At 72.0% G+C, this 25353-nt stretch carries 23 protein-coding genes; 11 read left to right on the top strand and 12 right to left on the bottom strand.

Annotated features, from left to right (window positions below; genetic code table 11):
• Positions 1-61 precede the first annotated feature (61 nt).
• The 5 genes from treZ to ACWD6P_RS05925 all read left to right on the top strand — a co-directional run bounded on the left by treZ (position 62) and on the right by ACWD6P_RS05925 (position 9194).
• Entirely contained in the window at positions 62-1882 is a 1821-nt protein-coding gene (gene treZ, locus ACWD6P_RS05905; protein WP_451442793.1) for a malto-oligosyltrehalose trehalohydrolase, read from the top strand.
• Positions 1883-2196: 314 nt separating this feature from the next.
• On the top strand, positions 2197-3864 hold the full coding sequence (locus ACWD6P_RS05910; protein WP_451442794.1) for a PucR family transcriptional regulator: 1668 nt from the start codon (positions 2197-2199) through the stop codon (positions 3862-3864).
• Between the two features lie 130 nt (positions 3865-3994).
• On the top strand, positions 3995-4969 hold the full coding sequence (locus ACWD6P_RS05915) for a metallophosphoesterase family protein (protein ID WP_451442831.1): 975 nt from the start codon (positions 3995-3997) through the stop codon (positions 4967-4969).
• Positions 4966-5625 carry a 4'-phosphopantetheinyl transferase family protein gene (locus ACWD6P_RS05920; protein ID WP_451442795.1) on the top strand — a complete coding sequence of 220 codons (660 nt, stop codon included), beginning with the start codon at positions 4966-4968 and terminating at the stop codon, positions 5623-5625. The genes ACWD6P_RS05915 and ACWD6P_RS05920 overlap by 4 nt, the downstream gene beginning before the upstream one ends.
• Before the next feature lie 398 nt (positions 5626-6023).
• Positions 6024-9194: a type ISP restriction/modification enzyme gene (locus tag ACWD6P_RS05925; protein WP_451442796.1), complete on the top strand. Its 3171-nt coding sequence runs from the start codon at positions 6024-6026 to the stop codon at positions 9192-9194.
• A 7-nt stretch (positions 9195-9201) separates the two neighbouring features.
• On the opposite strand, the gene ACWD6P_RS05930 is transcribed toward ACWD6P_RS05925, so the two are convergent.
• From ACWD6P_RS05930 to ACWD6P_RS05950, 5 genes are all read right to left on the bottom strand, one after another.
• Positions 9202-9597: a hypothetical protein gene (locus ACWD6P_RS05930; RefSeq protein ID WP_451442797.1), complete on the bottom strand. Its 396-nt coding sequence runs from the start codon at positions 9595-9597 to the stop codon at positions 9202-9204.
• Between the two features lie 338 nt (positions 9598-9935).
• The gene (gene msrB, locus ACWD6P_RS05935; protein ID WP_451442798.1) at positions 9936-10343 is read right to left on the bottom strand and encodes a peptide-methionine (R)-S-oxide reductase MsrB; all 408 of its coding nucleotides are present in this window, start codon (positions 10341-10343) and stop codon (positions 9936-9938) included.
• 18 nt (positions 10344-10361) lie between these two features.
• Positions 10362-11762, bottom strand: a complete 1401-nt coding sequence (gene murC / locus ACWD6P_RS05940; RefSeq protein ID WP_451442799.1) for a UDP-N-acetylmuramate--L-alanine ligase — start codon at positions 11760-11762, stop codon at positions 10362-10364.
• A 148-nt stretch (positions 11763-11910) separates the two neighbouring features.
• Positions 11911-12552: a response regulator gene (locus ACWD6P_RS05945; protein ID WP_451442800.1), complete on the bottom strand. Its 642-nt coding sequence runs from the start codon at positions 12550-12552 to the stop codon at positions 11911-11913.
• Entirely contained in the window at positions 12549-13784 is a 1236-nt protein-coding gene (locus ACWD6P_RS05950) for a sensor histidine kinase (protein ID WP_451442801.1), read from the bottom strand. Before ACWD6P_RS05950 ends, ACWD6P_RS05945 begins: the two co-directional genes overlap by 4 nt.
• 183 nt (positions 13785-13967) lie before the next feature.
• Here ACWD6P_RS05950 and ACWD6P_RS05955 point away from each other — a divergent pair, with 183 nt between their 5' ends.
• On the top strand, positions 13968-15056 hold the full coding sequence (locus tag ACWD6P_RS05955) for an ABC transporter permease (protein ID WP_451442832.1): 1089 nt from the start codon (positions 13968-13970) through the stop codon (positions 15054-15056).
• Positions 15053-15739 (top strand): ABC transporter ATP-binding protein, encoded by a 687-nt coding sequence (locus ACWD6P_RS05960; RefSeq protein WP_451442802.1) that lies wholly within the window; start codon positions 15053-15055, stop codon positions 15737-15739. The genes ACWD6P_RS05955 and ACWD6P_RS05960 overlap by 4 nt, the downstream gene beginning before the upstream one ends.
• Before the next feature lie 213 nt (positions 15740-15952).
• Here ACWD6P_RS05960 and ACWD6P_RS05965 read toward each other — a convergent pair whose 3' ends face one another.
• Positions 15953-16423 (bottom strand): indole-3-glycerol phosphate synthase, encoded by a 471-nt coding sequence (locus ACWD6P_RS05965; RefSeq protein WP_451442803.1) that lies wholly within the window; start codon positions 16421-16423, stop codon positions 15953-15955.
• A gap of 156 nt (positions 16424-16579) precedes the next feature.
• Complete coding sequence (locus tag ACWD6P_RS05970) at positions 16580-17404, bottom strand: pyrimidine reductase family protein (RefSeq protein WP_451442804.1); 825 nt, start codon at positions 17402-17404, stop codon at positions 16580-16582.
• Between the two features lie 67 nt (positions 17405-17471).
• On the opposite strand from ACWD6P_RS05970, the gene zapE reads away from it, so the two are divergent.
• Entirely contained in the window at positions 17472-18596 is a 1125-nt protein-coding gene (gene zapE, locus ACWD6P_RS05975; protein ID WP_451442805.1) for a cell division protein ZapE, read from the top strand.
• Positions 18597-18635: 39 nt separating this feature from the next.
• On the opposite strand, the gene ACWD6P_RS05980 is transcribed toward zapE, so the two are convergent.
• A complete protein-coding gene (locus ACWD6P_RS05980) occupies positions 18636-19643 on the bottom strand; it encodes a hypothetical protein (protein ID WP_451442806.1) in 1008 nt (335 codons plus the stop codon).
• Positions 19644-19696: 53 nt separating this feature from the next.
• On the opposite strand from ACWD6P_RS05980, the gene ACWD6P_RS05985 reads away from it, so the two are divergent.
• Both ACWD6P_RS05985 and ACWD6P_RS05990 read left to right on the top strand, forming a co-directional pair.
• The gene (locus ACWD6P_RS05985) at positions 19697-20350 is read left to right on the top strand and encodes a TetR/AcrR family transcriptional regulator C-terminal ligand-binding domain-containing protein (protein ID WP_451442807.1); all 654 of its coding nucleotides are present in this window, start codon (positions 19697-19699) and stop codon (positions 20348-20350) included.
• 88 nt (positions 20351-20438) lie between these two features.
• On the top strand, positions 20439-21806 hold the full coding sequence (locus ACWD6P_RS05990) for an alkaline phosphatase PhoX (RefSeq protein ID WP_451442808.1): 1368 nt from the start codon (positions 20439-20441) through the stop codon (positions 21804-21806).
• A gap of 44 nt (positions 21807-21850) precedes the next feature.
• Here ACWD6P_RS05990 and ACWD6P_RS05995 read toward each other — a convergent pair whose 3' ends face one another.
• The 4 genes from ACWD6P_RS05995 to ACWD6P_RS06010 all read right to left on the bottom strand — a co-directional run bounded on the left by ACWD6P_RS05995 (position 21851) and on the right by ACWD6P_RS06010 (position 24263).
• Positions 21851-22036, bottom strand: coding sequence for a hypothetical protein (locus ACWD6P_RS05995; protein WP_451442809.1), 186 nt, complete (start codon positions 22034-22036; stop codon positions 21851-21853).
• Positions 22033-22329 (bottom strand): hypothetical protein, encoded by a 297-nt coding sequence (locus tag ACWD6P_RS06000; RefSeq protein ID WP_451442834.1) that lies wholly within the window; start codon positions 22327-22329, stop codon positions 22033-22035. The genes ACWD6P_RS05995 and ACWD6P_RS06000 overlap by 4 nt, the downstream gene beginning before the upstream one ends.
• Before the next feature lie 163 nt (positions 22330-22492).
• Positions 22493-23161: an ABC transporter gene (locus ACWD6P_RS06005; protein WP_451442810.1), complete on the bottom strand. Its 669-nt coding sequence runs from the start codon at positions 23159-23161 to the stop codon at positions 22493-22495.
• Between the two features lie 115 nt (positions 23162-23276).
• Entirely contained in the window at positions 23277-24263 is a 987-nt protein-coding gene (locus ACWD6P_RS06010) for an ATP-binding cassette domain-containing protein (RefSeq protein ID WP_451442811.1), read from the bottom strand.
• A gap of 276 nt (positions 24264-24539) precedes the next feature.
• Between ACWD6P_RS06010 and ACWD6P_RS06015 the strand changes: the two genes are divergently transcribed.
• A complete protein-coding gene (locus ACWD6P_RS06015) occupies positions 24540-25226 on the top strand; it encodes an aminoacyl-tRNA hydrolase (protein WP_451442833.1) in 687 nt (228 codons plus the stop codon).
• Positions 25227-25353: the final 127 nt, after the last annotated feature.

The following is a 25353-nucleotide window of genomic DNA, read 5'->3' on the forward strand; positions in this document are numbered from 1 at the left end:
TCCGGCGGCGCGTGGGCATGCTTGGGTCGTGGGGATCGGTAGCCGACGAAGGAGGACAGCCGTGCTGTTCGAGGTATGGGCGCCGAGGGCCGGGCGGGTCGTTCTCCAGTGGGCGGGCGGGCGCGCCGGTGAACCACCGGTCCCGATGGAGCGCGACGGTGAACGCGCCGGATGGTGGCGGGCCGAGGCACCGGCCCGCGACGGTGACCGCTACGCGTTCCGGCTCGACGACGGGCCGCCGCTGCCCGATCCACGCGCCGCGCGGCTGCCGGACGGACCGGGCGGGCCCGGCGCGGTCGTCGAGCACGACCGGTTCGACTGGCGGCACCCGTGGTCCGGCCGCCCGCTTGCGGGCGCGGTCCTCTACGAGCTGCACATCGGGACCTACACCCCCGAGGGAACCTTCGACGCCGCCGCCGCCCGGCTGCGCCACCTCGCCGACCTGGGCATCACCCATATCTCCCTGATGCCGGTCTGCCCGTTTCCCGGCACCCACGGCTGGGGGTACGACGGGGTCGCCCCCTGGGCGGTGCACGAGCCCTACGGCGGGCCCGACGGGTTCAAGCGGTTCGTGGACGCCGCGCACGGCCTGGGCCTGGGCGTCGTCCTCGACGTGGTGCACAACCATCTCGGCCCGTCGGGCAACCCCCTGCCGGAGTTCGGGCCGTACTTCACCGAGACCCATCACACGCCCTGGGGAGCGGCGGTCAATCTCGACGCCCCCGGGTCCGACGAGGTGCGCGGCTACCTCATCGGCAGTGCGCTCTCCTGGCTGCGCGACTACCGGCTGGACGGGCTGCGGCTGGACGCCGTCCATGCGCTGCACGACGACCGCACCCCGCACTTCCTGGCCAAACTGTCCGCCGCCGTGGACGGGCTGGCGGGCCGGCTGGGGCGCCCGCTGTTCCTGATCGCCGAGTCCGACCTCAACGATCCGCAGACCACCGCACCGCGGGAGAGCGGCGGCCAGGGCCTGCACGCCCAGTGGAACGACGACTTCCACCACGCCCTGCACACCGCCCTCACCGGCGAGTCCCAGGGCTACTACGCCGACTTCGCGCGTGCCCCGCTCGCCGCCCTCGCCAAGACGCTGACCGGCGGCTTCTTCCACGACGGTACGTACTCCAGCTTCCGCGGCCGGGTGCACGGCGCGCCGCTCGACCTGCGGAGCACCCCCGCGTACCGGCTGCTGGCCTACGCCCAGACGCACGATCAGATCGGCAACCGCGCGCTCGGCGACCGGCTGGCGGCAAGCCTGACGCCCGGGCTGCTCGCCTGCGCGGCGGCGCTGGTGCTGTGCTCGCCGTTCACCCCGATGCTGTTCATGGGCGAGGAGTGGGGGGCCAGCACCCCGTGGCAGTACTTCACCGATCACACGGATCCGGAGCTGGCGGAGGCGGTACGGGCCGGCCGGCGGCGCGAGTTCGCCGCGCACGAGTGGGCCGGCGACAGCGGTGACTGGCCCGACCCCCAGGACCCGGCCACCCGCGACCGCTGCGTCCTGGACTGGTCCGAACCGGCCCGCGCCCCCCATGCCCGCCTACTGGCCTGGCACCGTACGCTGCTGACGCTCCGTCATGAACTGCCCGCGCTGACGGACCCGGATCCGCGCCACACGGACGTCACCTTCGACGAGGACGCCCGCTGGCTGCTGCTCCGGCGCGGACCACTGCGCGTGGCGGTCAACCTGGGGCGGGACACGACGGCGGAGATTCCGGTGGCGGTCAACCTGGGGCGGGACACGACGGCGATTCCGGTGGCCGCGGGCGGGCACACCGCTCCGCAGGCACTGGCGGGCTGGCCGGAGGCCCGGCTCCCGGATACGGACGGCGTGCTACGCCTGCCACCGGAGTCGGTGACGGTGGGGGTGTGGGGGGTGTAGGGCGGGGGGGATGCCCTCCGGCGGTGGAATGCCCGGCTGCGGGGGAATGCCCTCCTGCGGTGGAATGGCCGCCTGCGGGGGAATGGCCACCTGCTGTGGAATAGCCCCCCTGCCCCACCTCGTTATGGCCCCGAGGGGGCCCTCGCGTCCCCTACGGGATCTGTTCGCCCCGCCCCTAGGGAAGAGCTCCACGACGCACGCCGCGCAGCACGCCTCGCCTCCGCCCCGCCCCCCGCACCCTGCCCCTGCCCCTGCCCCTGCCCCTGCCCCTGCCCGATCGTCCATTCCGTAGAAATGTGATGGACACTGTGTATATGCCCCTGCATATCTCCGATCTCCTGGCCAGGCAGGATCTGCGGCTGTCGGTCACCTACGACGTGCCGCCGCGGCTGCTGGCCCGCACGATCGAGGCGGCGACGGTCTCCGATCTGCTGACACCGGGGAAGTGGCTGCAGGGCGGCGAACTGCTGATGACCATCGGCCTGTTGCTGCCCATGGAGCCGGCCGCCTGCCGGGCCTACGTCCGGGATGTGGCCGAGGGCGGGGCGGCCTGTCTGGCGCTCGGCCTGGGCCAGGGGCTGCCGTACCAGGAGGCGCCGGAGCCGCTGGTGACGGCGGCCGAGGAGGCGGGGCTGCCGCTGCTGACGGTGCCGGACGAGGTGCCGTTCATCGCCGTCACCAAGGCGGTCTTCGACGCCCGGGCCGACGAACAGCGGGCAGCGCTGCACCGGGCGTTCGCGACCCAGCGGCGGCTGACGGCCGCGGCGGCCGGCGACGGGCTGCGGCCGATGCTGGCGGAGTGGACGGCCGCAACCGGCGTGGGCGCCGCGGTGCTCGACCCTCTGGGGCGGCTGCTGGCGGCGGGCGAGCGCGAGCCGCGCACGCCGCTGGCGCAGGCGCGCGATCTGATCGAACGGGTCGCCGCGCGCGGGCTGCGCGGCAGCGCGTCCGCTACGGCCGGGGGGCAGCAGCTGGAGGTGCAGCCCCTGGGCGCGCGGCGGCTGCGCGGGCTGCTGCTGCTCACGGGACGTCCGGACGACGCGGCGCGTTCGGTCGTCCCCGGACTGGTCTCGCTGCTGTCCCTGGAGCTGGAGCGGCGGCACCTGCGCGATGAGCCGGAGCGCCGTCGCAGGTCGGCGCTGCTCTCGGAGCTGCTGGCCGACGAGAACCCGTCCGCGGACCGGGCCCGGGACATGCTGCACTCGGTGGGGCTGACGGGCGAACGGGTACGCGGAATCGTGGTGGAGCCGTACGGCGGCGGCGAGGACGCCAAGGGCACGGGTGCGGCCGGCGCCGGGCGGCCCTCCGGAGCCGGGACGGCGGACGGGGACGCGGCTCCGGACGCCGTCGCCCAGGAGATGGCCGCCGATCTGGCGCTGGCGATGCCCGGCGGACTGGTCCGGGTCACGGACGCGGCGGCGGGCGGCGCACCGGGCGGGCTCATCGAGGCGGTGGTCGGCGAGGAGCTGGACATCCGCGATGTGCTCGCCCGCTTCGCGCCGCGCTGCCCGGCCGGCATCGGCCCGGCCACCGCTCCCGAAGCGGTACGGGTGTCGCTGCGTCAGGCCGCCGGTCTGCTCGCCGTCAGCCGGGCCGGCGGGGAGCCGGCACAGGCCCGGCAGAGCCAGGCCAGCCGTCTGCTGCTCGACCTCGGCGACCGCCGTACGCTGCACGGCTACGCCGACACCGTGCTGGGGCCGCTCGATCTCGCGGACAACGGCGAGGAGCTGATCGCCACGCTGGCGGCCTGGCTGGAGACCGGCGGTGCCTGGGACGCCACCAGCCGCCGCCTCGGCGTCCACCGGCACACCGTGCGCAACCGCCTCGACAAGGCCATGGACCTCACCGGCCGCCGCCTCGACGACCCGGACGACCGCTTCGACCTGTGGCTGGCCACCCGCATCCGCCGCGGCGGCGCACCGACCTCCCAAGCTTCCACCCGGCCCGGTCCCCCACCCTCCGCAACACCGCCGCCCCGGTGACGGACGCACCATGGCGACACCACCGCCCTGGTGACGCACACCCACCGCGACACCACCACCCCGGTGACGGACGCACCTCCGCGCCCGCCCCGCACTTCACTCTCCCCTCCGCACCGTCTTTACTTCGATGGTGACCTACGAGATCCGCACCCTCGAACCCAGCGCCGCCGGCCCAGCCCCCGCCGCCCCCGCGTCCGCCTCCGCCGCCGCGTCCGCCTCCGCTCCGGCGCGGGGCGGCGGGCGCGGCACCCTGGTGGCCGTCAGCGATCTGCACGTCCGCTACAAGGAGAACCGCGACATCGTCGAGCGGTTAGAGCCACGGTCCGACGACGACTGGCTGCTGGTCGCCGGCGATGTCGGCGAGTACGTCTCCGACATCCGCTGGGCGCTCGGCCTGCTCAGCAGCCGGTTCGCCAAGGTGGTGTGGGTGCCCGGCAACCACGAGCTGTGGACGCCGCCGGACGACCCGGTGCAGCTGCGCGGTGTGGCCCGTTACGACCATCTGGTGGAGATCTGCCGGGAGTTGGGCGTCCTCACCCCTGAGGACCCTTATCCGGTCTGGGAGGGCGACGGCGGCCCGGCGGTGATCGCCCCGCTGTTCCTCCTCTACGACTACACCTTCCGGAAGCCGGGTCTGACGTCCAAGAAGGAGGCGCTCGCCGACGCCGAGAAGGCCGGGGTGGTGTGCACCGACGAGTTCCATCTGCGCCCGGACCCCTATCCGACGCGGGAGGCGTGGTGCCGGGCACGGGTGGCGGCCACCGAGGCACGGCTCGCCGCCGTACCGGAGGACTTGCCGACGGTTCTCATCAACCACTGGCCCGTGGTGCGCGAGCCCACCCGCCCGCTGTGGTACCCGGAGTTCGCGCTGTGGTGCGGTACGGAGGCGACCGCCGACTGGCCGCGCCGGTTCCGTGCCGCCACCGTGGTCTACGGCCATCTGCACATCCCCAGGCTGCTGATGTGCGACGGCGTTCCCCATCAGGAGGTGTCGCTCGGCTACCCGCGCGAGTGGCAGAAACGCTCCGGCGAGCCGGGCCGCCCGGTCCAGATCCTGCCCGCCCCGGCCAGCGTCGCCCCCGGCACCACAAGGACCCACGCATGATCGACAAATTGCTGCCGGCGCCGATCGTGACCGCCGAGGCCTTTCAGGACGCCCCGCTGTCCGAGATGTTCCCCGAGGAACGCGCACTGGTGGCCCGCGCCGTCCCCAAACGCCAGCTGGAGTTCGGCACCGTACGCGGCTGCGCCCGCAGTGCGCTGTCCCGGCTGGGCTTCGCTCCCGCACCGCTGCTCCCCGGCCGCGACCGGGCGCCGCAGTGGCCGGACGGCGTCGTCGGCGCCATGACGCACTGCACCGGCTACCGCGCGGCCGCGGTGGCCCGCCAACGGGACGTGGTGACCGTCGGCCTGGACGCGGAGCCCAACCAGCCGGTGGACGATCCCGGCGTCATAGATCTCGTCACGCTGCCCGAGGAGCGTGCTCAGCTCCGCCATCTGGCGGACCTGGAGCCGGAGGTCTGCTGGGACCGTCTGATCTTCAGCGCCAAGGAGAGCGTCTACAAGGCCTGGTACCCGCTCACCCAGCGGTGGCTGGGCTTCGAGGACGCCCTGCTCACCCTCGACCCCACGGACGCCACCTTCACCGCCCGCCTCCTCGTCCCCGGCCCCGTGGTCAACGGCCGGGAGCTGACCGAATTCAGCGGAGGATGGCTGGCCGAGGAGGGACTGGTGGTGACGGCGATCTGCCTGATGGCATGAGGACCGGGCCAAGGCCATGAGGCGCGAGGGACCGGCGGCGGGCACGGAATCGCCCCGCATCTGCCGCCGGCGCCCCTGCCCGGAGCCGAGCCTGTCGGCCGCCTTCGGTCTTCGTCAGCCGTTGATTGGGTCCCGCACTCAGACAGACACGAACAAGCGTTCTCTACGTGGACTGCTCGCAGTCAAGCGATAATTGACGACTGGTCACATTAGTCTGCCGCCTGGCATACTCCATCGTCGTAATCGGCAAGCGCTGGGGGGCGGCAGTGGCGCAGGAGCGACTCGCATGGCTCGCTGAGGCCGTATCGAGCTTCGGGGATTCATGCAAGGCGATGGTGAACGGGCCTGGCGAACAAGAGGCGGCCATTCGGCCTCCGCTTCAAAGGCTCTTAGAGGTCGTGGGCACTCACGACGCCTTGGATGGCGTTCTGTGGCATTCCGAGGCGCCATTACGCGAGGTGGGAGTTCGCCCGGACTACGCCGTCGAAGTACACGGTTCGATCGTCGGCTATGTCGAGGTTAAGCGCCCGGGTCAATCTGTTGATCCGGAGAAGTTCACAGGCCGCAACAAGAGACAGTGGGAGCGCCTGCGCGATCTGCCGAATGTGCTCTACACCAATGGCACAGAGTGGCGACTCTTCCGTACCGGCACGCTGGTCGGCGACCCGGTTGTCTTCGACGGCGAGTTAGCCACCGCGGGTCGCGCGTTGGCAGCCCGTGACCTTGATGCCTTCAACAGCCTCCTGATGACCTTCCTGCACTGGGTCCCCGAACGGATCCGCCAGGTCTCCGTTCTTGTCCGGCGCACCGCGCCGCTGTGCAGGCTGTTGCGCGCGGCTGTCCTTGAGCAGCTGGAGCACGAAGGCCGCGACTCGGCTGCGGGTGCGCGGCCGCAGGATCTGCGATTCACAGGGTTGAAGAAGGACTGGCGAAAGCTGCTCTTTCCGACAGCGGATGATGCGACCTTCGCCGACGGGTATGCGCAGGCGGTGACCTTCGCGCTGTTGCTGGCCCGCACCGAGAACATCTCACTGACGGGGGTCGGGCTGCACGAGGTGGGCAGACGGCTCGATGCAGGACATGCCTTGATGGGCAAGGCGCTGCAGCTTCTCACCGACAACATCACCGAAAGCTTCGAGGTGACCCTCGACCTGCTCATCCAGGTGATCGACGCAATCGACTGGGAAGCGATTCGCAAAGGACGACGCGATGCCTACCTCCACCTGTACGAGTCGTTCTTGGAGGTGTACGACGAAAAGCTGCGCCAGCAGAGCGGTTCGTACTACACCCCTCGCGAGGTAGTCGAGGAGATGGTGCGACTGACGGAAGACGTACTCCGCACCCGCCTGGGCCGCACGGAAGGATACGCAAACCCGGATGTGCGCATCGTCGACCCGGCGATGGGGACAGGCACTTACCTCCACGCAATCATCGAACACGTCGCCGCTTGGGCCGCGGACAACATCGGCCCCGGCGCAACACCCGACGCCATAAGTGACTTGGCGCGACGTCTCATCGGCTTCGAGCTGCAGATGGGCCCCTTTGCCGTCGCCGAGCTTCGGACCTCGGATCTCCTCAAACGACACCGCGCGGTACCACCAGCCGAAGGGATGCAGCTGTTCGTCACCGACACGCTCGACAACCCTTATGTCGCGGAGGAGCACCTCGCATCGACGTACGGGGTGATCTCCGAATCACGCAAGCGGGCAAACCAGGTGAAGGCCAGCACACCGGTCACCGTCGCGATCGGCAATCCGCCCTATGACGACAAAGCGAAGGGCCGCGGTGGATGGATCGAGAGCGGCACACCCGCACACGGCCTTGCGCCGATTGAGAACTTCAAGTGGCCCGGAAACGGGCGATACGAGCATGTTCTGAAGAATCTCTACATCTACTTCTGGCGATGGGCAACGTGGAAGGTCTTCGACACCCACCCCCAGGACCAGCAAGGCGTCGTCTGCTTCATCACACCCTCCGGTTTCACCACCGGGCCCGGTGGGCGTGGCATGCGCGACTACTTGCGGCGGACCTGCGACGAGGGCTGGATCATCGACCTGTCCCCGGAGGGTCATCGCCCGGACGTCGCCAGCCGAATCTTTCCCGGTGTTGCCCAGCCGCTCGCAATCTGCATCTTCGTCCGCAGCGGAGGTAAGGATCCCCAGAAACCCGCTCGGATCCACTACCGCACCGTGCACGGCAAGAGAAACGTCAAATACCGTCAGCTCAAAGAGATCCAGCTCGACGACGACGGCTGGCAGGACACACACCCCAATGGCACCCTCCCGTTCCGTCCGAACACCGAAACTGGATGGGGAGATTTTCCGGCCCTTGATGATCTCTTCACCTGGGGGAGCCTGGGCGTCACGGCCAATCGCTCGTGGGTCAACGGCCCAGCTCGAGAGGTCCTGCAGCAACGCTGGGCACGCCTTATCCACGAGGAAGATCAGATCGAGAAGGCGGAGTTGCTGAAGGAGACGAGTGACCGCTCGCTTCGCACCAAACGGGCATCATTGCCCGGCCAGCCCGAGCACCATCAGGTAATCGGGGACGAAACAGAGCTGACGCCCAACCTGATACGCATCGCCTTACGCAGCTTCGACCGTCAGTGGCTCATCGCAGACAGCCGCGTTATCGACAGGGCTCGGCCTGACCTGTGGGAGGCCCGCCAGCAGCCGAACCAGCTGTTCCTCAACCAGCAGTCCTCGCATGAGATCAGCACCGGGCCGGCAGTCATCGCCACCGCGCTGATCCCGGACACCCATCACTTCAACGGGCGGGGCGGCAAGGTGCTGCCGATTCTGCACCCTGATGGCACGTCCAATGTGCATCCCCGGCTGCTCTCCCACCTCGCCACCGAGCTCGGCGTTTCCCAGGTCACGGTGCACGAACTGGCCGCGTACGTGATCGCCGTCACCGGGCATGCCGGATTCACCAAGCAGTTCACTGAGGAGCTTCTCACCCCGGGCGTGCGGCTGCCGATCACTCGCGACCCGCAGCTCTGGGACAAGGCCGTTCGCCTGGGCTCACAGCTTCTCTGGGCCTCAACGTACGGTCAGCGTTACATCGCCCCCGACGACGGCAGGCCAGCTGAAGACGTCCTCTACCCACAAGGCGACCCACGCCGCATCCGCTACGACCAGGCTGTGGGGCGAGCAGTACCAGACGAAATCAAGTACGCCGAGATTACCCAGACGCTCCACCTGGGCCCCGGCCAGTTCAGTCCGGTTCCTGCCGATGTGTGGAACTACGACGTCGGCGGAATGCAGATCGTGAAGAAGTGGTTCGGCTACCGCAAAGCCAAGCCCAACAGCCGAAAGACCAGCCCGTTGGACGACCTGCACGTCGCCACCTGGCCTAGCGAATGGTCGCGGGAGCTCATGGAACTGCTCTCCGTGATCCGGCGGCTTACCGAACTAGCTCCGGCCCAAAAAGACCTGCTTGACCAGGTTCTGGCCGGCCCTGTGATCACCGCATCTGACCTCGGAGCCGTCGGGATCCTGCCGGTTCCAACGAAAGCCCGCAAACCCCGTCGCCGGGTGCATCTCACCCTGGATGACAATAAGGAGTAGCCCGCGGTCACTGCAGCTCTGCTCGGCGCTCGACATACTCCGTCGCCTCGTCCACGCTCCATACTCCCTCCGCAATCTGGCGGAGCGCGTGAAGCTCAGCGGCAAGCGAAGGCGAGCGCCGCTCAATCTCGTCGGCAAAAACGTTCACTTCAGCCAGACGAGCTGACAGCTCAGAGCACTCGGCCTCGAAGTAAGCGGCTCTCCCTGGTGGGGTGATGGCGAGGTGGTCGCCAGTCACGGCCACCAACCCCATCCAGCTGAGCACTCTCGCGTCGTCCTGGACGCTCGATTCGTCCAAGCCCCGGGCTGCTGACGCAAAGCCGTCCGAATCCGGGTACGGCATCTCTGAGAGCGCGAGATGCCGCAGAAGCTGAAGCTGGGAGGGAGATAGGGCCGAGTTCACGGTTGCTTTCTAGCAGAGCTGGGCCTGCCCCATGTACAGCGACCGACTCCGAACGATGGATCCCAAAAAACAGAGCAAACTCTCACAGTCCGTCACCACAGGCTGCTTGCGCCGCCCAGCGCCACCCAGACGTTCATGGCATCCGTGCCTTCTTCTTCACTGGCAGCTTCACCCCAGTGCGGTTCCGATGCGTCACCCATCAGCGCCGTCAAGCGCCTGCACCAGCGCCGGACGAGGGCGCCCCCTAGGCAAGCACCAGACTAAGAAGCTACGCGCGATGGGAGCTCACTTTGAGCCCTCTCGACGTCAGCGTGTGACGCACCTACCAAGCGGGCGTATCAACTCTCGCCAGGGATCAGCCGCAACGAGATCGAGTTGATGCAGTACCGCTGGTCCGTCGGTGTCGGATAGCCCTCGCCTGCGAAGACATGGCCGAGGTGGGAGCCGCAGCGGGTGCAGCGGACTTCGGTGCGGACCATGCCGTGTGAGCGGTCCTCTACGAGCTCGACCGCCTCGGAGTCCTTGGGGTCGTAGAAGGACGGCCAGCCGCAGTGGCTTTCGAACTTGGTGTCGGAGCGGAAGAGTTCGGCGCCGCAGGCGCGGCAGGAGTAGACACCGGCGGTCTTGGTGTCGGTGTACTCGCCGACGAAGGCGGGCTCGGTGCCGGCCTGGCGGAGGACCTGGTATTCGGCGGGGGTCAGCTCCGCGCGCCACTGCTCGTCGGGCTTGTCGATCTCGTACGGCATCTGGGGTGCCTCCTTGGCTCAGCTGCCCAGGCGGGTCAGGATGGCGGGGCCGAGGTCGGTCACATCGCCCGCGCCCATGGTGAGAACAAGGTCACCGGGCCTGGCCATTCCGGCGATCACATCCGGGATGGCGGCCTGGTCGCTCTCGGGGGTGACGTCGGCGCCGGCGGCTCGCGCGGCGTCGATGATCAGGGAGCTGGTGACGCCGGGGATCGGGTCCTCGCGGGCCGGGTAGATGTCCAGGACGACGGAGGCGTCGGCGAGGGCGAGGGACTGGCCCATCTCGGCGCCCAGCTCCTGGGTGCGGGAGAAGAGGTGGGGCTGGAAGACGACCAGCACCCGGGAGTCCTCGGCCACGGCGCCCCGGATGGCCTCCAGGTCCGCGGTCATCTCCGTGGGGTGGTGGGCGTAGGAGTCGATGACCTGGACGCCGGCGGCCTCGCCCTTGAGCTGGAGGCGGCGCTTGACGCCGGTGTACTTGCCGAGGGCGGAGGCGAGGTTGTGCGGCGGCAGGTCCAGGGCGACGCCGGCGGCCAGGGCGGCGACGGCGTTGTGGGCGTAGTGCCGGCCGGGGACGGAGACGGTGAAGGTGAGGATCTTGCCGCTGGTCAGGGCGACCGTGACGTCGCTGGTCAGGCCTCGGGGGTTGACCTTGAGGACGCGGACGTCGGCGTCCGGGGACTCGCCGTAGGTGACGACCTCGATGTCGTAGCGGCCGGAGATCCTGTCGGTCAGCTCGCGGGCGCCGGGGTGGTCGGCGCTGATGACCAGGGTGCCGCCCGGGCGGATGCGGCCGACGAAGGTCTCGAAGGACTCGTAGATCTCGTCCATCGAGGCGTAGTTGGCGTGGTGGTCCAGCTCGACGTTGAGGACGATGGCGACCTCGGGCGCGTACTTGTGGAAGCTGCGGTCGCTTTCGTCGGCCTCGGCGACGAAGATCTCGCCGGAGCCGTGCTCGGCGTTGGAGCCGGGGGCGTCGAGGTCGCCGCCGATGGCGTAGGACGGCTTGAGGCCGAGGGCGCCGAGGGAGACGGCGAGCATGGAGGTGGTCGTCGTCTTGCCGTGTGTGCCGGCCACCGCGATGGGGCGCAGCCCGTCCATGAGGGAGGCGAGGGCGTCGGAGCGGTGCACGACGGGGATGCCGCGCTCGTGGGCGGCGGCGAGCTCGGGGTTGTCGGGGCGGATCGCGGAGGAGACCACGACGCTGGTGGCGTCGGCCGCCAGATGCTCGGCGGCATGGCCGATGTGGACCGTGGCGCCGAGGGCGCGCAGGGCCTGGGCGGTCGCGGAGTCCTTGGCGTCGCTGCCCGCCACCTGGGCGCCGCGCTGCGCGAGGATCTTGGCGATGCCCGACATGCCGGCTCCGCCGATGCCGATGAAGTGCGGTCGGTCCATCGAGGCTGGGATGGCGGGTGCCATGGTGCGTCTCCCTGATCGTCGATCATCGCGAGCGGTGCTGCTGTCGTTCTGTCGTGCTGTCGATGATTCTCGCACCCGGCACTGACAGCGACGGTCCGCGGACCCCGGCCGGGGGCGGTCGGCCGTCCGCGGGGCCGGTCAGCGGCGGTCAGCGGCGGATCAGGCCCTGTGCGGTGGCGGCGGCGACCGCGGAGGTGCGGGAGTCCACGCCCAGCTTGGCGTAGATGTGGACGAGGTGGGACTTGACGGTCGCCTGGCTGAGGAAGAGCTGTTTGCTGATCGCGGCGTTCGAGAGGCCGTCGGCGACGAGCTGGAGGACCTCGGTCTCGCGGCGGGAGAGCGCGGTGGCGGGGGTGCGCATCCGGTCCATCAGGCGCAGTGCGATGGTGGGCGCGAGCGCGGACTTGCCGGCGGCGGCGGTGCGCACGGCGGCGGCCAGTTCCTCCGGCGGGGCGTCCTTGAGGAGGTAGCCGGTGGCGCCGGCCTCGATGGCGGCGAGGATGTCGGCGTCGGTGTCGTATGTGGTGAGGATCAGGACCCGCGGGGCACCGGGGCGGGCGGCGATCGCGGCGGTGGCCTGGGAGCCGAGCATCCGGCCGCCGAACTGGAGGTCCATGAGGACCACGTCGAGATCGCGCCGCGCGGCGAGCTCGACGGCCTGCTCCGCGGTGGCGACGTCGGCGACGATCTCGAAGTCCGGTTCGGTCTCCAGGACGGCCCGCAGTCCGGCGCGTACGACGGGGTGGTCGTCGGCGAGCAGCAGCCGGATGGGGGTGTCCGTGGTGGTCACGAGGCGGCCTCCGGGGCGGTGGGCGCTGCGGGGCAGGGCAGGGTGACGGCGATGGCGGTGCCCTCCCCGGGGGCGGACTCGACGGCGAGGGTGCCCTGCAGGGCGCGGGCCCGGGCGCGCATCGCGGCGAGGCCGAAGCCGGTGCCGGAGGCCGCCGCGGAGCCCGGTGCGGGGACCTCGGCGGGGACGAACCCGGCGCCGTCGTCGACGACGTCCAGGGCGACCTCGGTGTCCATGTAGCTGAGGGTCAGCTCGACGCGGTCGGCGGCGGCGTGCTGGACGGTGTTGGCGAGCGCGGACTGGGCGATGCGCAGCAGCGCGACCTCGTGCGGGGTGGGCAGGGCGGTGGGCGCGCCGGAGACCTGGCAGTGCACGGCGAGTCCGGACGTACGGGCGGTGGTGGCGCAGAGCCGCTCCAGGGCGGCGGGCAGCGATCCCGCCTCCAGGTCGGGCGGGCTGAGCGCGCGCACGAAGCGGCGTGCCTCGGCGAGGTTGCCGACGGCGGCCGTGCGGGCCTGCCGGACGTGGCCGAGGGCGGTTCCGGGCCGCTGCGGCAGGGCGCGTTCGGCGGCCCGCAGCAGCAGCTGGATGCTGGACAGGCCCTGGGCGAGGGTGTCGTGGATCTCACGGGCGAGGCGTTCGCGCTCGGCGAGCACTCCGGCGGCGTGTTCGGCGGCGGCGAGTTCGCTGCGGGCCGCGGTCAGCTCCTCGATGAGGCGGCGGCGCTGTTCGCTCTCCCGGTAGAGGGCCTGGTAGCCGAGGACGACCGCGACGGCGACGGCGGCCCCCAGGGCGGGCCCGAGCACCGTGCCGACGGTCAGGGTGTGGGTGTGCCATCCGAATCCGGCGATGGCGAAGAGGGTGGTGGCCGCGACGGCGGGCAGCGCCCAGCGCAGCGGCAGCAGGTGCAGCTGGACGAAGAAGAGCGGGAAGGCCAGCCATACGCCGTCCGGGGTGAGGGCGAGCAGCACCAGCCAGATCAGGCCCACGGCGCCGAGCCAGAGGGCGGCGGCGCCGGTGGAGCTGCGGAGGCGGGGCAGCCGGGGGCCGATCGCGTACACGGCGCACAGGGCGACGGCGGTGGCGATGACGGCGGGGGCGTGGGGCGCCCGGTCGGCGACCGCGCGGGCGGCGGCGAGCCCGAGCAGCGCGGCCACCATCAGGTGCAGGCAGCTGCGCAGGGCCCGCACTACGGGGCTGAGGGAGGGGTCGGTCACGGCTTCTTCGGTCACGGCCTCTCCAGGCTAAGGGCGGCCCTCACCTGCGGCATCAATCAAAGGGTTGATCCCGCCGCGCACCTTTCGATGCCGGTGAACCACTCCGTGGCGCGATGTCCGGGCCCCGTCCGGGAGGCGACGGTGGGACCAGCCGCCGGGCAGTGGGTCCGGCGCCCGGATCCGAGGATGGCAAAGCCGGTGTTCGTCGCCTGGAGAGACCTGAGATTCGCCAAGGGGCGGTTCGCCCTGATGGGCACCGTCATCGTGCTGATCACGGTGCTGGTGGGTCTGCTGTCCGGCCTGACCGCGGGCCTGGGCCGGGAGAACACCTCGGCGATCACCGCGCTGCCCGCCGACCGTCTGGTGTTCTCCGCGCCCGCCGGGGACGACGGCGTCACCTTCGGCGACTCGCGGCTGCCGGAGCGCACCGTACGGGACTGGGCGCGGGTCCCGGGCGTGCGGTCGGCCGAGCCGCTGGGGATCGCCACGGCGAAGGCCGGTGCGGGCGGGCGGACGGCGGCGGTGTCGGCGTTCGGGGTACGTCCCGGTTCGCGGCTGGGTCCGGCCGCCGGGCGGGTGGGCGAGGGCTCCGTGGTGCTGTCCGAGAAGGCCGCCTCGTCGCTCGGTGTGCGGGCCGGGGCGTCGCTGACGCTGGGCGGGCGGACGTTCCGTGTCGCGGCGGTGTCGGGCACGGCGATGTACAGCCACACTCCGGTGGTCTGGACGGCGCTGGACGACTGGCGGGGGCTGGCGGGCGGAGTCCGCGACTCCGGCGCCGCCCCGGGGGCGACCGTGCTCGCCCTGTCCACCAACGGGAGCGCCGATCTGACGGCGGCCGACGAGAGGTACGGCACCAGGACCGTCACCCCCGACGACGCGCTGCGGGCCATCGGCTCGTACTCCGCCGAGAACGGGTCGCTGCAGCTGATGCGCGGCTTTCTGTTCGCCATCTCCGCGCTGGTCATCGGCGCGTTCTTCACGGTGTGGACGATCCAGCGCAGCGGCGATGTCGCCGTGCTGAAGGCGCTGGGCGCCTCGACCCGCTATCTGCTGCGGGACGCGCTCGGCCAGGCCGTCGTCCTGCTGGTGATCGGTACGGGCCTGGGCACCGCCGTGGCGGCGGGCGTGGGTGCCGGGATCGGCGGCGCGGTGCCGTTCGTGCTCGATCCGTCCACCGTGCTGATCCCGGCCCTGATCATGATCGCGCTGGGTGCCGTCGGCGCCGCGCTGTCCATCCGCCGCATCACGTCCGTAGACCCGCTGACCGCCCTGGGAAGTGCCCGATGAGCCTCGAACTGACCGATGTGACCCTCACCTACCCCGACGGCGCGGACACCCTGACCGCACTGGACGAGGTCTCGCTGTCCGTGCCCGCCGGGTGCCTGACCGCGGTGATCGGGCCGTCCGGGTCCGGGAAGTCCAGCCTGCTCGCGGTCGCCGCGACGCTGATCGGCCCGGACCGGGGGCGGGTGGTGATCGACGGCACGGACACCACCGGTCTCGGCCGCGGCGAGCTGACCGCGCTGCGCCGCACCACCATCGGCACGGTCTTTCAGCAGCCGAATCTGCTGCCCTCGCTGACCGCCGCCGAGCAGCTCCAGGTGATGGCCCATCTGGACGGCCGCTCACCCCGTAAGGCGCGTTCCCGGGCGCTGGAGCTGCTGGCGGCGGTCGGCCTGGACGGGCAGGCCCACCGGCGCCCGCATCAGCTGTCGGGCGGGCAGCGGCAGCGGATCAACATCGCGCGGGCGCTGATGAACGATCCCGCCGTGCTCCTGGTGGACGAGCCGACCAGCGCACTGGACCACGACCGTGGCGCCGAGGTCCTCGACCTGCTGCTCGCGCTCACCCATGAGCGCGCCACCGCGACGGTGCTGGTGACCCACGATCCCGCGCATCTGGACGCGGCGGACGAGATCGCGGAGGTACGGGACGGGCGGCTGCGTCCACGGGTCGGCGTCCGCGCCTGACGGCCTCCGTGGCGGCGTCGGCCGGGCCGTACGCCGTGCGGTCCAGCCGGTAGGCGGTGCGGCCGCCAGGTACGCGGCGCGGCCGCCCCGTACGCCGACACGGCACGCCAGTACGCCGACGCGGAACTCCGATACGCCAACCGGGTGGCAAGGGCCGGGCGTCCGGTGCGTCCGGTGCGTCAGGGCCGGACAGGCCGCGCGGGGCACGAGCGGTCAGGCGGACCCTTGCGGCTGATCGTCCGCCGCGTGCGAGAAGAGCTTGAGCACCGGGACGCCCACCTTGTGGCGGGCCCGGGAGGCCCAGTCGCGGTGGAAGAACTCCTCGACGAAGTGCGGGGTGGTCAGCACGATCACCTCGTCCGCGCCGGTCTCGTCGACGACGGAGCGCAGCAGGTCCAGCGGATGGTCCTCGACCACCTGTCCGACGGCCTCGGCGCCCGCCTCGCGCAGCGCCTGCACGGTGTGGGACAGGGCGAGGTCGGCGGGGGCCTCCGCCGCGCTGCCGCCCGGTGCGCCCTCCCGTACGGCGTCGTCGAACTCGCCGAGGGCGACGTCGTCGATGGCCCGCAGCAGTACGTCCTGTTTGCCGCGCGGCTGCATCAGGACGACGAACGAGATCGGGTCATCGCCGTGCAGGGTGGTCACAAACTCCACGTCGGCGGGCGTCAGAGGCTTCTCGATCATCAATACGCTCGTGAACACGACGGACGCCCTTCTTCTCTTCGGGGCGCCGCAGTGCGCGGTGCCCGACAGAAACCATCCTGCCCCGTCGCCACACGGGACCGTTGGCTTTTAGTGTGCCCAAAGGAAGCTAAGCGGAACAGATAATTCCGCCGATTGTCAGGACCGACGGTAGCGAGTGAACAGGAACCCGGCCTCCTCCAATACGGACGCCAGGGCGAACCGCTCGGGAACCGGGACGGCGGGTCCGTTCATGATCCTCGGCGCATCGCCCACGGCGACCACCGGAGCCAGCGTCAGACACATCTCGTCCAGCGCACCGGCCGCCGCGAACTGCCCCAGCAGCCGCGGTCCGCCCTCCGTGAGCAGCCGGGTGTGCCCCCGTTCGGCCAGCACCCCGGCCACCCTGGCCGGGTCGACGCCCAGACCCTCGCCGGCGAACAGCACCTCGGCGCCCGCCGCCCGCGCCCGCGCCACCCGGTCGGCCGGCGCGCCCGCACCGGTCAGCACGACGGTGGGGACCACCGGCTCGGTGAACAGGGGCAGACCGAAGTCCAGCCCGAGACCGGCGGTGACCACGGCGATGGCGGGTGCCGGGGCCTGACCGGCGGCGGCCCGGCGGGCGGCGAACGCCTCCCGGGCGCGGGCCGGCCGGTAGCCCTCCTGCCGGACCGTTTCTGCGCCCACCACCACGGCATCCGCGAGGGCCCGCAGCACCCCGAAGATCCGCATGTCGGCATCGCCGGAGAGCGGCTGCGAACGGCCCTCGTGATGGGCCGCGCCGTCCATCGACGACACCATGTTGGCGCGCAGCCAGCCGCCGCCCTCCGCACGCGCCGGATCGTCCGGCTCCGGATACGCATAGGCCTCGGCCAGCTCGTCCAGGGTCCACTCCCGGTCGGCGGGACCGGCCGGCGCCGCCGCGGAGTTCTCGCTGCCGGGAGCGGGTGCGGGCGGGGCGAGGAGGGGGTACAGGCGTCGCATGGCGGCAGTGTGACATGCCTCGCCCGGCGGACCGGCGGATACCGCCGAGGAGATAGGCTGGACGGCTGTGTCGCCTTCCCAGCCCTCTTCCCCGCAGCCCGACCCGATAGCCGGACCGCCGGCCGACGGGGACGACGCGGCGCCCGCCGCGCTCACCGCCCGCGCACCGCACGTCCCGGCCGACCGCCTGGTTGCCGAGATGGTGCCGCCGCCGCGCTTCCAGGGCGCCCGCTTCGACACGTACATCCCGGACTCCCGGCAGCCCAGCCAGGCCGAGGCCGTCCAGGTCCTGAGCGACTTCGCGGACGGCATCGACGCCGGGGCCGGCGCGGGCACCGCCAAGCGGCGCTGGTTCGCCCGGAAGCCGGCGGCCCCCAAGGGCCCGCGCGGCGTCTATCTGGACGGCGGCTACGGCGTCGGCAAGACCCACCTGCTCGCCTCCCTGTGGCACGCCGCCCCCGCCCCGGCCGAACGCAAGGCCTTCGGCACCTTCGTCGAGCTGACCAACCTCGTCGGCGCGCTCGGCTTCCAGCAGACCGTCCACACGCTCAGCGACCACAAGCTGCTGTGCATCGACGAGTTCGAGCTGGACGACCCCGGCGACACGGTGCTGGTCTCCAGCCTGCTCAGCAAACTGGTGGACGCCGGAGTGGCGCTGGCCGCGACCTCCAACACGCTGCCCGGCAAGCTCGGCGAGGGCCGGTTCGCGGCCGCCGACTTCCTGCGCGAGATCCAGGGCCTGAGCGCGCACTTCCGCCCGCTGCGGATCGACGGCGAGGACTACCGCCACCGCGGCCTGCCCGAGGCCCCCGCCCCGTACGACGACGAGACCGTCACCCGCACCGCGTACCGCACGCCCGGTGCCTCGCTCGACGACTTCCCCTCCCTGCTGGAACACCTGTCGAAGGTGCACCCCAGCCGCTACGGCGCGATGTGCGACGGCATCGAGGCGGTCTGCCTCACCGACGTCCAGGCGGTCCCCGACCAGTCCACCGCGCTGCGCCTGGTGGTCCTCGCGGACCGGCTCTACGACCGCGAGGTGCCCGTACTGGCCTCCGGCAAGGCCTTCGGCGAGCTGTTCAGCGACGAGATGCTGCGCGGCGGCTACCGCAAGAAGTACTTCCGGGCGATCTCCCGCCTGACGGCCCTGGCGCGCGACGCCAAGCCGCTGGTCGCCGGCGAGGCGCCGTAGGGGCGCTCCGGGCCCTGCAAGGCCGATCCACCGGGAGGGCTAGGGCGTGTCCGACGGCTTCCCGTAGTGCCGGGCCAGGGCGTGGAACGCCTCCTTCGGCTCCCAGGGCACGGCGGCGCCGCGCTCCTCGTCCAGCACCTTGACGATGCCGTACGACCCGAGGTCCGCGTCCCGGAGCGGATCCTTCCGGTGCGGCAGGGCGTAGCACACGAAGCTGAACCAGAAGGCCGTGTCGACCCCCTCCTCCTCGAAGAGCGGCAGCAAGTCGTCCATGTAGCGGACCTGTTCGCCCTCGTCCCGCACGGTCCCCGGCGTGACGGTGCCGTCCGGCCGGACGACGAGCCAGCCGGCCGCACCCATGTCCCCGGCTCCTCGGTAGGCGCAGCAGCCGGCCTCGGTGACCACGACCGGCTTGCCGTGCGCGAAGTACGCCCGCAGGTCCTCGCGGTAGGTGGCGGCGTTGCGGCTGCTGCGGTACGCGTCGACGCCGACGAGGTCGAAGGGCGTCCAGTCGATGCGCTCGATGGGGATCGACGCGTAACTGAGCGGACCGCCGAACCGTGGCCGGACGGCCCTGGCCACCTCGGCGAGGAAGGCGTTGACCGGCTCCGGGATCGCGGCGAGCGCCTTCTCCCGCACCTCCGGTGCGGCGCGCAGCGGCTCCATACGGTCGTTGAAGGTCTCGCCGGGCAGGTAGCCGCAGTTGAAGATGCTGATCTCGCAGCCGGTGGCCAGTACGACATCGGCCCCTTGGCGCCGCAGTTCCTCGGCGCGGTCCGCGCACTCGACGAAGTACGGCAGGAGCTGATCCTCCGTCATCTCGCAGGGGAACGGCGAGTACCAGACCGCGAGCCCGGCCTCCGCCGCGGCCTCGGCCGCCGCGCTGATCCGCCCGGGGTCGCCGCCGGTGATGCGCACGGTGTTGCAGTGCAGGTCCTCGGCGATGACCCGCATGTCGCGCGCCGCGAGGTCGGGGGTGAACCGGGGGTTCGTGGTGTCGCCGTTCGGAAACGTTCCGGTGTCGTACTGCACGCCCTTGCCACGCATGGCACCCCTTAAGGTTCGTCGCGTATCTTATCTCCCGGAGTAAGATACACACTGTGCCTAAAGATGTGAACGGTGCGGCGCCTCCCCCGGGGCGCCGACGCAGGGGTGCCGCACTGGAAGCCGCCCTGTTGGACGCCGCCTGGGAGGAGCTCCTCGCCGTCGGCTACCACGACCTGACGTACGAGGGCGTGGCGGCCCGCGCCCACACCAGCCGGACGGTGCTCTACCGGCGCTGGCCCGAGCGCCGCGATCTGGCCCTGGCCGCCCTGCGGCACCGCACACCGCCACTGCCCCCGCCGCCACCGGACACCGGCGCGCTGCGCACCGACGTCCTCGCGCTGCTCGACCAGATCACCACCCGGCTGTCGGCGATCACCCCCGTCCTGGAGGTGCTCACCGACAGCCGGACCCGCGGCACCGACCTGGGTGACTTCATGGCGGAGCGCTCGCGCGAGGCCGGCGGGGACGCGATGGCGCAGGTGCTCGGCCGCGCGGCCCGGCGCGGAGAGCTCGACCCGTCCCGGATCCCCGCCCGGGTCGCCTCCCTTCCGATCACCCTCGTGGCCAGCGGGATGCTGATCACCCATCGCGCTCCCTCGGAAGCCGATGTCACCGCGGTGGTCGACGAGGTGTTCCTCCCGCTGATCGCGCACTACGGCCGGGCCGGCTCCCGGACTGCGGACCCCGCGGCGGAACGGGAAGAGTGACCGGCCCTCGCAGCCGGGTTCCCGGCGGCGCGGGTGCGTGGTACACACGAGCGGGTCACATCACCTGTCCGCCAACAGGGAGTTGCCCATGTCTGCGACACGACGTCAGATGCTGGCGAGGGCCGGTGCGCTGGGAGTGTCCCTCGCCTTCACCGGGAACCTCACGGAGATATTCGCCGGGACCGCGACCGCCCGGAGCATGGGACGACGGGGCTACGGGCCGCTGGTCCCCGACCCGGACGGTCTGCTCGACCTCCCCAAGGGCTTCCGGTACACGGTCCTGTCCAGGGAGGGCGACCCGCTGCCCTCAGGGGAGGGCAGGGTACCCGGCAACTGCGACGGCATGGCCGCGTTCCCCGGTGGCCACGGCGGCACCTATCTCGTCCGCAACCACGAGAACCGTACGGGCTCCCGCTCCGCCGTCCCCCGGGTGCGCGAGCTGACCTACGACCCCGGTGGCGAGGGCGGCTGTACGGTCCTGGGGCTCGACCGGGACAACGGCGTACGCTCCGAACGGGTCGGCATCGCCGGTACCTCCACCAACTGCGCGGGCGGCCCCACGCCCTGGAACACCTGGCTGACCTGCGAGGAGACCGAACTCCGGGCCGGTGAGGAGAACTACACCAAGGACCACGGGTTCATCTTCGAGGTCGATCCGTACGACCCGCGGCGCACCGGAGCCGTCCCGCTGACCGCGATGGGGCGCTTCCAGCACGAGGCGATTGCGGTGGACCCCGGCACCGGCACGGTCTACGAGACCGAGGACGCCTTCGACAAGCCCTTCGGCCTGTTCTACCGCTTTCTGCCGAAGCAGCCGCTGGGCGGCCGGGGTTCGCTCCGGGCGGGCGGGCGGCTGCAGGCACTGCGCGTCCCCGGGGTGCCGGACCTCTCCACCATCCAGGAGCCCGGAACGGCCTTCGACCACGTCGAGTGGGTGGACGTCCCCGATCCGCTCGCCCGCCACACGCCCCTGCGCTTCCAGGACTTCGGCCCCCGCGGCATCACCCACGCCCAGAAGCTGGAGGGCTGCTACTGGGGCGGCTCCTGCGTCTACTTCGTCTCCAGCTTCGCGCACCGCAAAGACGGTTCGGCGGCGGACCACTACGGCCAGGTCTGGAAGTACGACCCCAAGAGGCGGCGCCTCACCCAGGTCGTCGTCTTCGGCCCCGGCAGCGATCTGCAACTGCCCGGCGAGTCCCCCGACAACATCTGCCTCGCGCCCAGCGGCGGCCTGATGGTCTGCGAGGACGGCGAGGGCGCGCAGCACGTCTTCGGCCTCACCCGGCACGGCGAGGTCTATGCGATGGCGCGCGGCCGCCAGAACATCGGCACCCCCGAGAAGCCGGAGTGGGGCGAATTCGCGGGCGTGACCTTCTCGCCCGACCACCGCACGATGTACGTCAACTGCTATACGCCGGGGACGACGTTCGCGGTGACCGGGCCCTGGCATCACTGAGGGCCGGTACCGCGGCGTCGCGTCGCTGGTCACCGCGTCGCTGGTCACGGCACGGCCGCGTTGCTGGTCACCGCGTCGCTGGTCACGGCACGGCCGCGTTGCTGGTCACCGCACCGCTGGTCACCGCACCGTCGGTCGTCGGGTCGTCGGTCGTCGGGGCGCCGGTCGTCGGGGCGCCGGGAAACCGCACCGCCGGTCATCGCGTCGCCGGTCATCGGGGCGCCGGTCACCCCGAGCAGGCGGAGCGCTGGGCCTCCTGCCATTCGCAGACGGGGCAGAGCACGATGCCGGGTCGGTCGGCCGGGTACTCGGTGGGGCGGCCGCAGTGCAGGCAGTCGGCGCGCGGACTGAGGGCGGCGGGTCCAGCGGCGGGCTCGGGCGCGGCGGGCGCGGGTCCGGGCGCGGGTGCGGCGGGGGCGGGCGCGGCCGGGTCGGCGTCGGCGTCGGCGTCGGCGTCGGGGGCCGCGTAGCACTCGGCGGGCGCGGCGGGGGTGGTCGGCGTGTGTGCGTCGGTGCCCGGCATGGTGCCGAGCGTACGCCTGCGCCTCCCCCCACCCCCGAACCCACCCCCCGCCCCCTCCCCCGAAGGGGGAGGAGGGGGAGGGGGCGGGGGAAGCGCCCCGCAGCCAGCCCGGATGCGGAGGAAGCGGCCCGGATGCGGAGGATGCGCCCCGCAGCCAGCCCGGTCAGCTGCGGCGGGAGGTGAGTGCGCAGGCGGCAGCCGTGGCGGCGGCCGCGATCAGCACGGCGAGGGCGAGCGGGATCCAGGGAATGCTGATCGTGCCGTGGGCGGAGCCGGTGACCAGGCCCGTGACGGCGGCGTTGGCGGGCGAGACACCCAGGACGAGCAGGAACAGGGCGGCGGTGAGGCCTGCCGGGATGCTCCAGGCGGGGCTGCGCAGGACCGGCCAGTTGCACAGGGCACCGATCGCGGTGCCTATCAGGAGACAGGCCAGCGAGGCGAGCAGCCCGGCCGCGGTCGCGGGCAGGACCGGGACGGCCACCCGGTGGTCGGCGGAGTGCGGGTCGGACAGCAGCAGGACGGCCGCCGTACCGACCAGCGCCAGCAGCAGCGCCGCGCCGGCCGCGGTCAGCACACACGCGAGGTGCACCCGGCCGGGCCCGGCGGCGGTCGCGGCGCAATTACGGGCGGCCGGCGGCTCGTTGGTGACACAGACCCGGGTCAGCCATACCGCGACGGGCAGCAGGCCGCCCGCGGCGTAGCCGAACGCGTCGAGGATCGGGCCGCCGCTCTGGACACCGATGGCCAGCCAGGCCGCGTAGCAGATGACCGGCGGCAGCCAGCGGTGCGAGCCGATGAGCAGCGCCGCCTGGTAGCGGAGGAGAGCGATCATGGGAGGGGCCTCGTCAGGGTCGGAATCGGAGCGGAGTCGAAGTGGGCAGGCCGGGCGGGCAGGCAGGCAAGCAAGCAAGCGGGCATGGCGCGGCAGGACGGGAAGGAACCGGCCGTCAGGGGCGGAGTGGGTCAGGACCCGGGTCAAGGGCGGGTCCCGTGGCGGGAGTTGCGGGTGAGCCGGGGGCAGGGGTGACCGAGCGGATGTGCCAGGGCGGACGGGCGGTGAGCAGGGCGCGCAGCAGTGCGTCGGAGTGGACGGCCCCGACCGTCAGCCGGGTCGTACCGTCCGGCCCCGGGGCGATCTCCGGTCCGCCGGGGAGACGTGACGCCCCGCCAGTGACCTGCCCGCTCCCTGCCGGGCTCGGTAGACCTTGTGGACCGTATAGGCCGTGCAGGCCTTGTGCGCCGTGAGCATCCGGTGCCCCGTCCACCTCGATGATCACTCGTGGGCCGGTCACGGGCGGCGTGCCCCCGGCGGCGCGGCCGCTCTCCTCCTGGGGCAGCAGCCGCCCGTCCGCGACCCGGTAGCGGGCGTCGGCCGCGCCGGCCAGCCGCCGTGGGTCGTGGTCGACGAAGACGACCGTGCCGCCGGCCGCGACCCGGTCGGCGACCGCGCGGTCGAGTACGTCGCGTGCGCCGCGGTCCAGACCGGTCCAGGCCTCGTCCAGGATGAGGAGTTCGGGCTCGGCGAGCAGCGCCTGGGCGACCGCGACCTTCTGGCTGGTTCCCTTGGACAGCTCGGCCAGCCGCGTCCGCGCATGCCCGGCCGCGCCGAAGCGTTCGAGCCACTCGGTGGCTCGACGGGTCGCTTCGCGGCCGGGTACGCCGTGGACGCGGCCGAGGTGGGTGAGGTAGCCGACGGCGGTGAAGGGCATGGCGGCGGGGAAGCGTTCGGGGACGTACGCGCTGCGCGGGCGGCCGGTGATGCGGCCGGTGCTGGGGTGGTCGATGCCCGCGAAGAGCCGCAACAGGGTGGACTTTCCGCTGCCGTTGGTCCCTTCGATGCGCAGCAGCGTGCCCGCGGGCACGTCGAGGTGCACATCCCTCAGCACCCAGGGGCCGCGTACCCCGTAGCGCCGCCCCACCCCGTCCAGCCTCATCCGCTCCGGCACCCCGCCGCCTCCCGCCGTCCCCCTGCGCCGCGGACGCCTGCCGTCCCCCGGCGTTTCCGATGTTCCCGGCGTCCTCGGCGTTCCCCCGCCGCTGCGCCGTCCCCGACGGTAGCCGGAGCGGCCGGCCGGTGCCCGCGCAGGGGCGCGCTCGGCCGCACCGGCCGTGCGGCCGTCGGCGGCGGCGTTGTCAGTGGCGGCTGGCAGACTGGCCGAGTGATCAGCACCGAGACCGCCGGGCAGCCCGGCAACGACACCAGCAGCCCCATCCCGCATGCGGAGACCGACCGGGACGCGGCGCCGCAGTTCGTGCTGCCGCTGGTCGCGCGGATAGAGCGGGCCGAGCCGCCGGCGCGTACGGACGCGCTGGAGACGGCCGCGCGGGCGGTGCTGGTGCTGCTGTCGGACGAGCGGTCCGCGGGCGACGGCGAGTGGGCCGAGGCGGTACGGAACTGGCAGGACGCCCGGATCCGGAAGGTGGTGCGGCGGGCGCGCGGCGCGGAGTGGCGGCGGGCCGAGGCGCTGCCGGGCATCACGGTCCGCGGTGACCGCGCCGAGGTGCGGGTCTATCCGCCGGTGCCGCTGGACGGCTGGCCGAAGGACCTGGCGCGCCTCCAGGTCTCCGGCACGGAGCTGGAAGATCCGCAGCCGCCGGCGCCGCCGGCCGGCGGTCTGCCGGTGCTGTGGCTCAACCCCGAGCTGAAGATGTCGGCGGGCAAGGAGATGGCACAGGCCGGGCATGGCGCCCAGCTGGCGTGGTGGCAGCTGTCCGAGCAGGAGCGCTCGGCCTGGCGCGCGGCGGGCTTCCCGCTGGCCGTACGGTCCGCGGAGCCCGCGGCCTGGGAGGCCCTGACCGGCAGCGGGCTGCCCGTGGTGCGGGACGCGGGGTTCACGGAGGTCGCGCCGAACTCCGCCACGGTCGTCGCGGACCACCCCGCGCTGCGGACGGCGTGAGCAGCGCACTCCCGCCCTCCAGGGGCTGCCTGCCCTTCAGGGGCTGCCGGATCGGGCGGGAAGCTCAAATCAACCTCTGAACCGGGGACGTACAGGATTCGGCCACTCGTGACGCGGCCATGAGTAC

Source organism: Streptomyces sp. NPDC002446 (assembly GCF_053595675.1).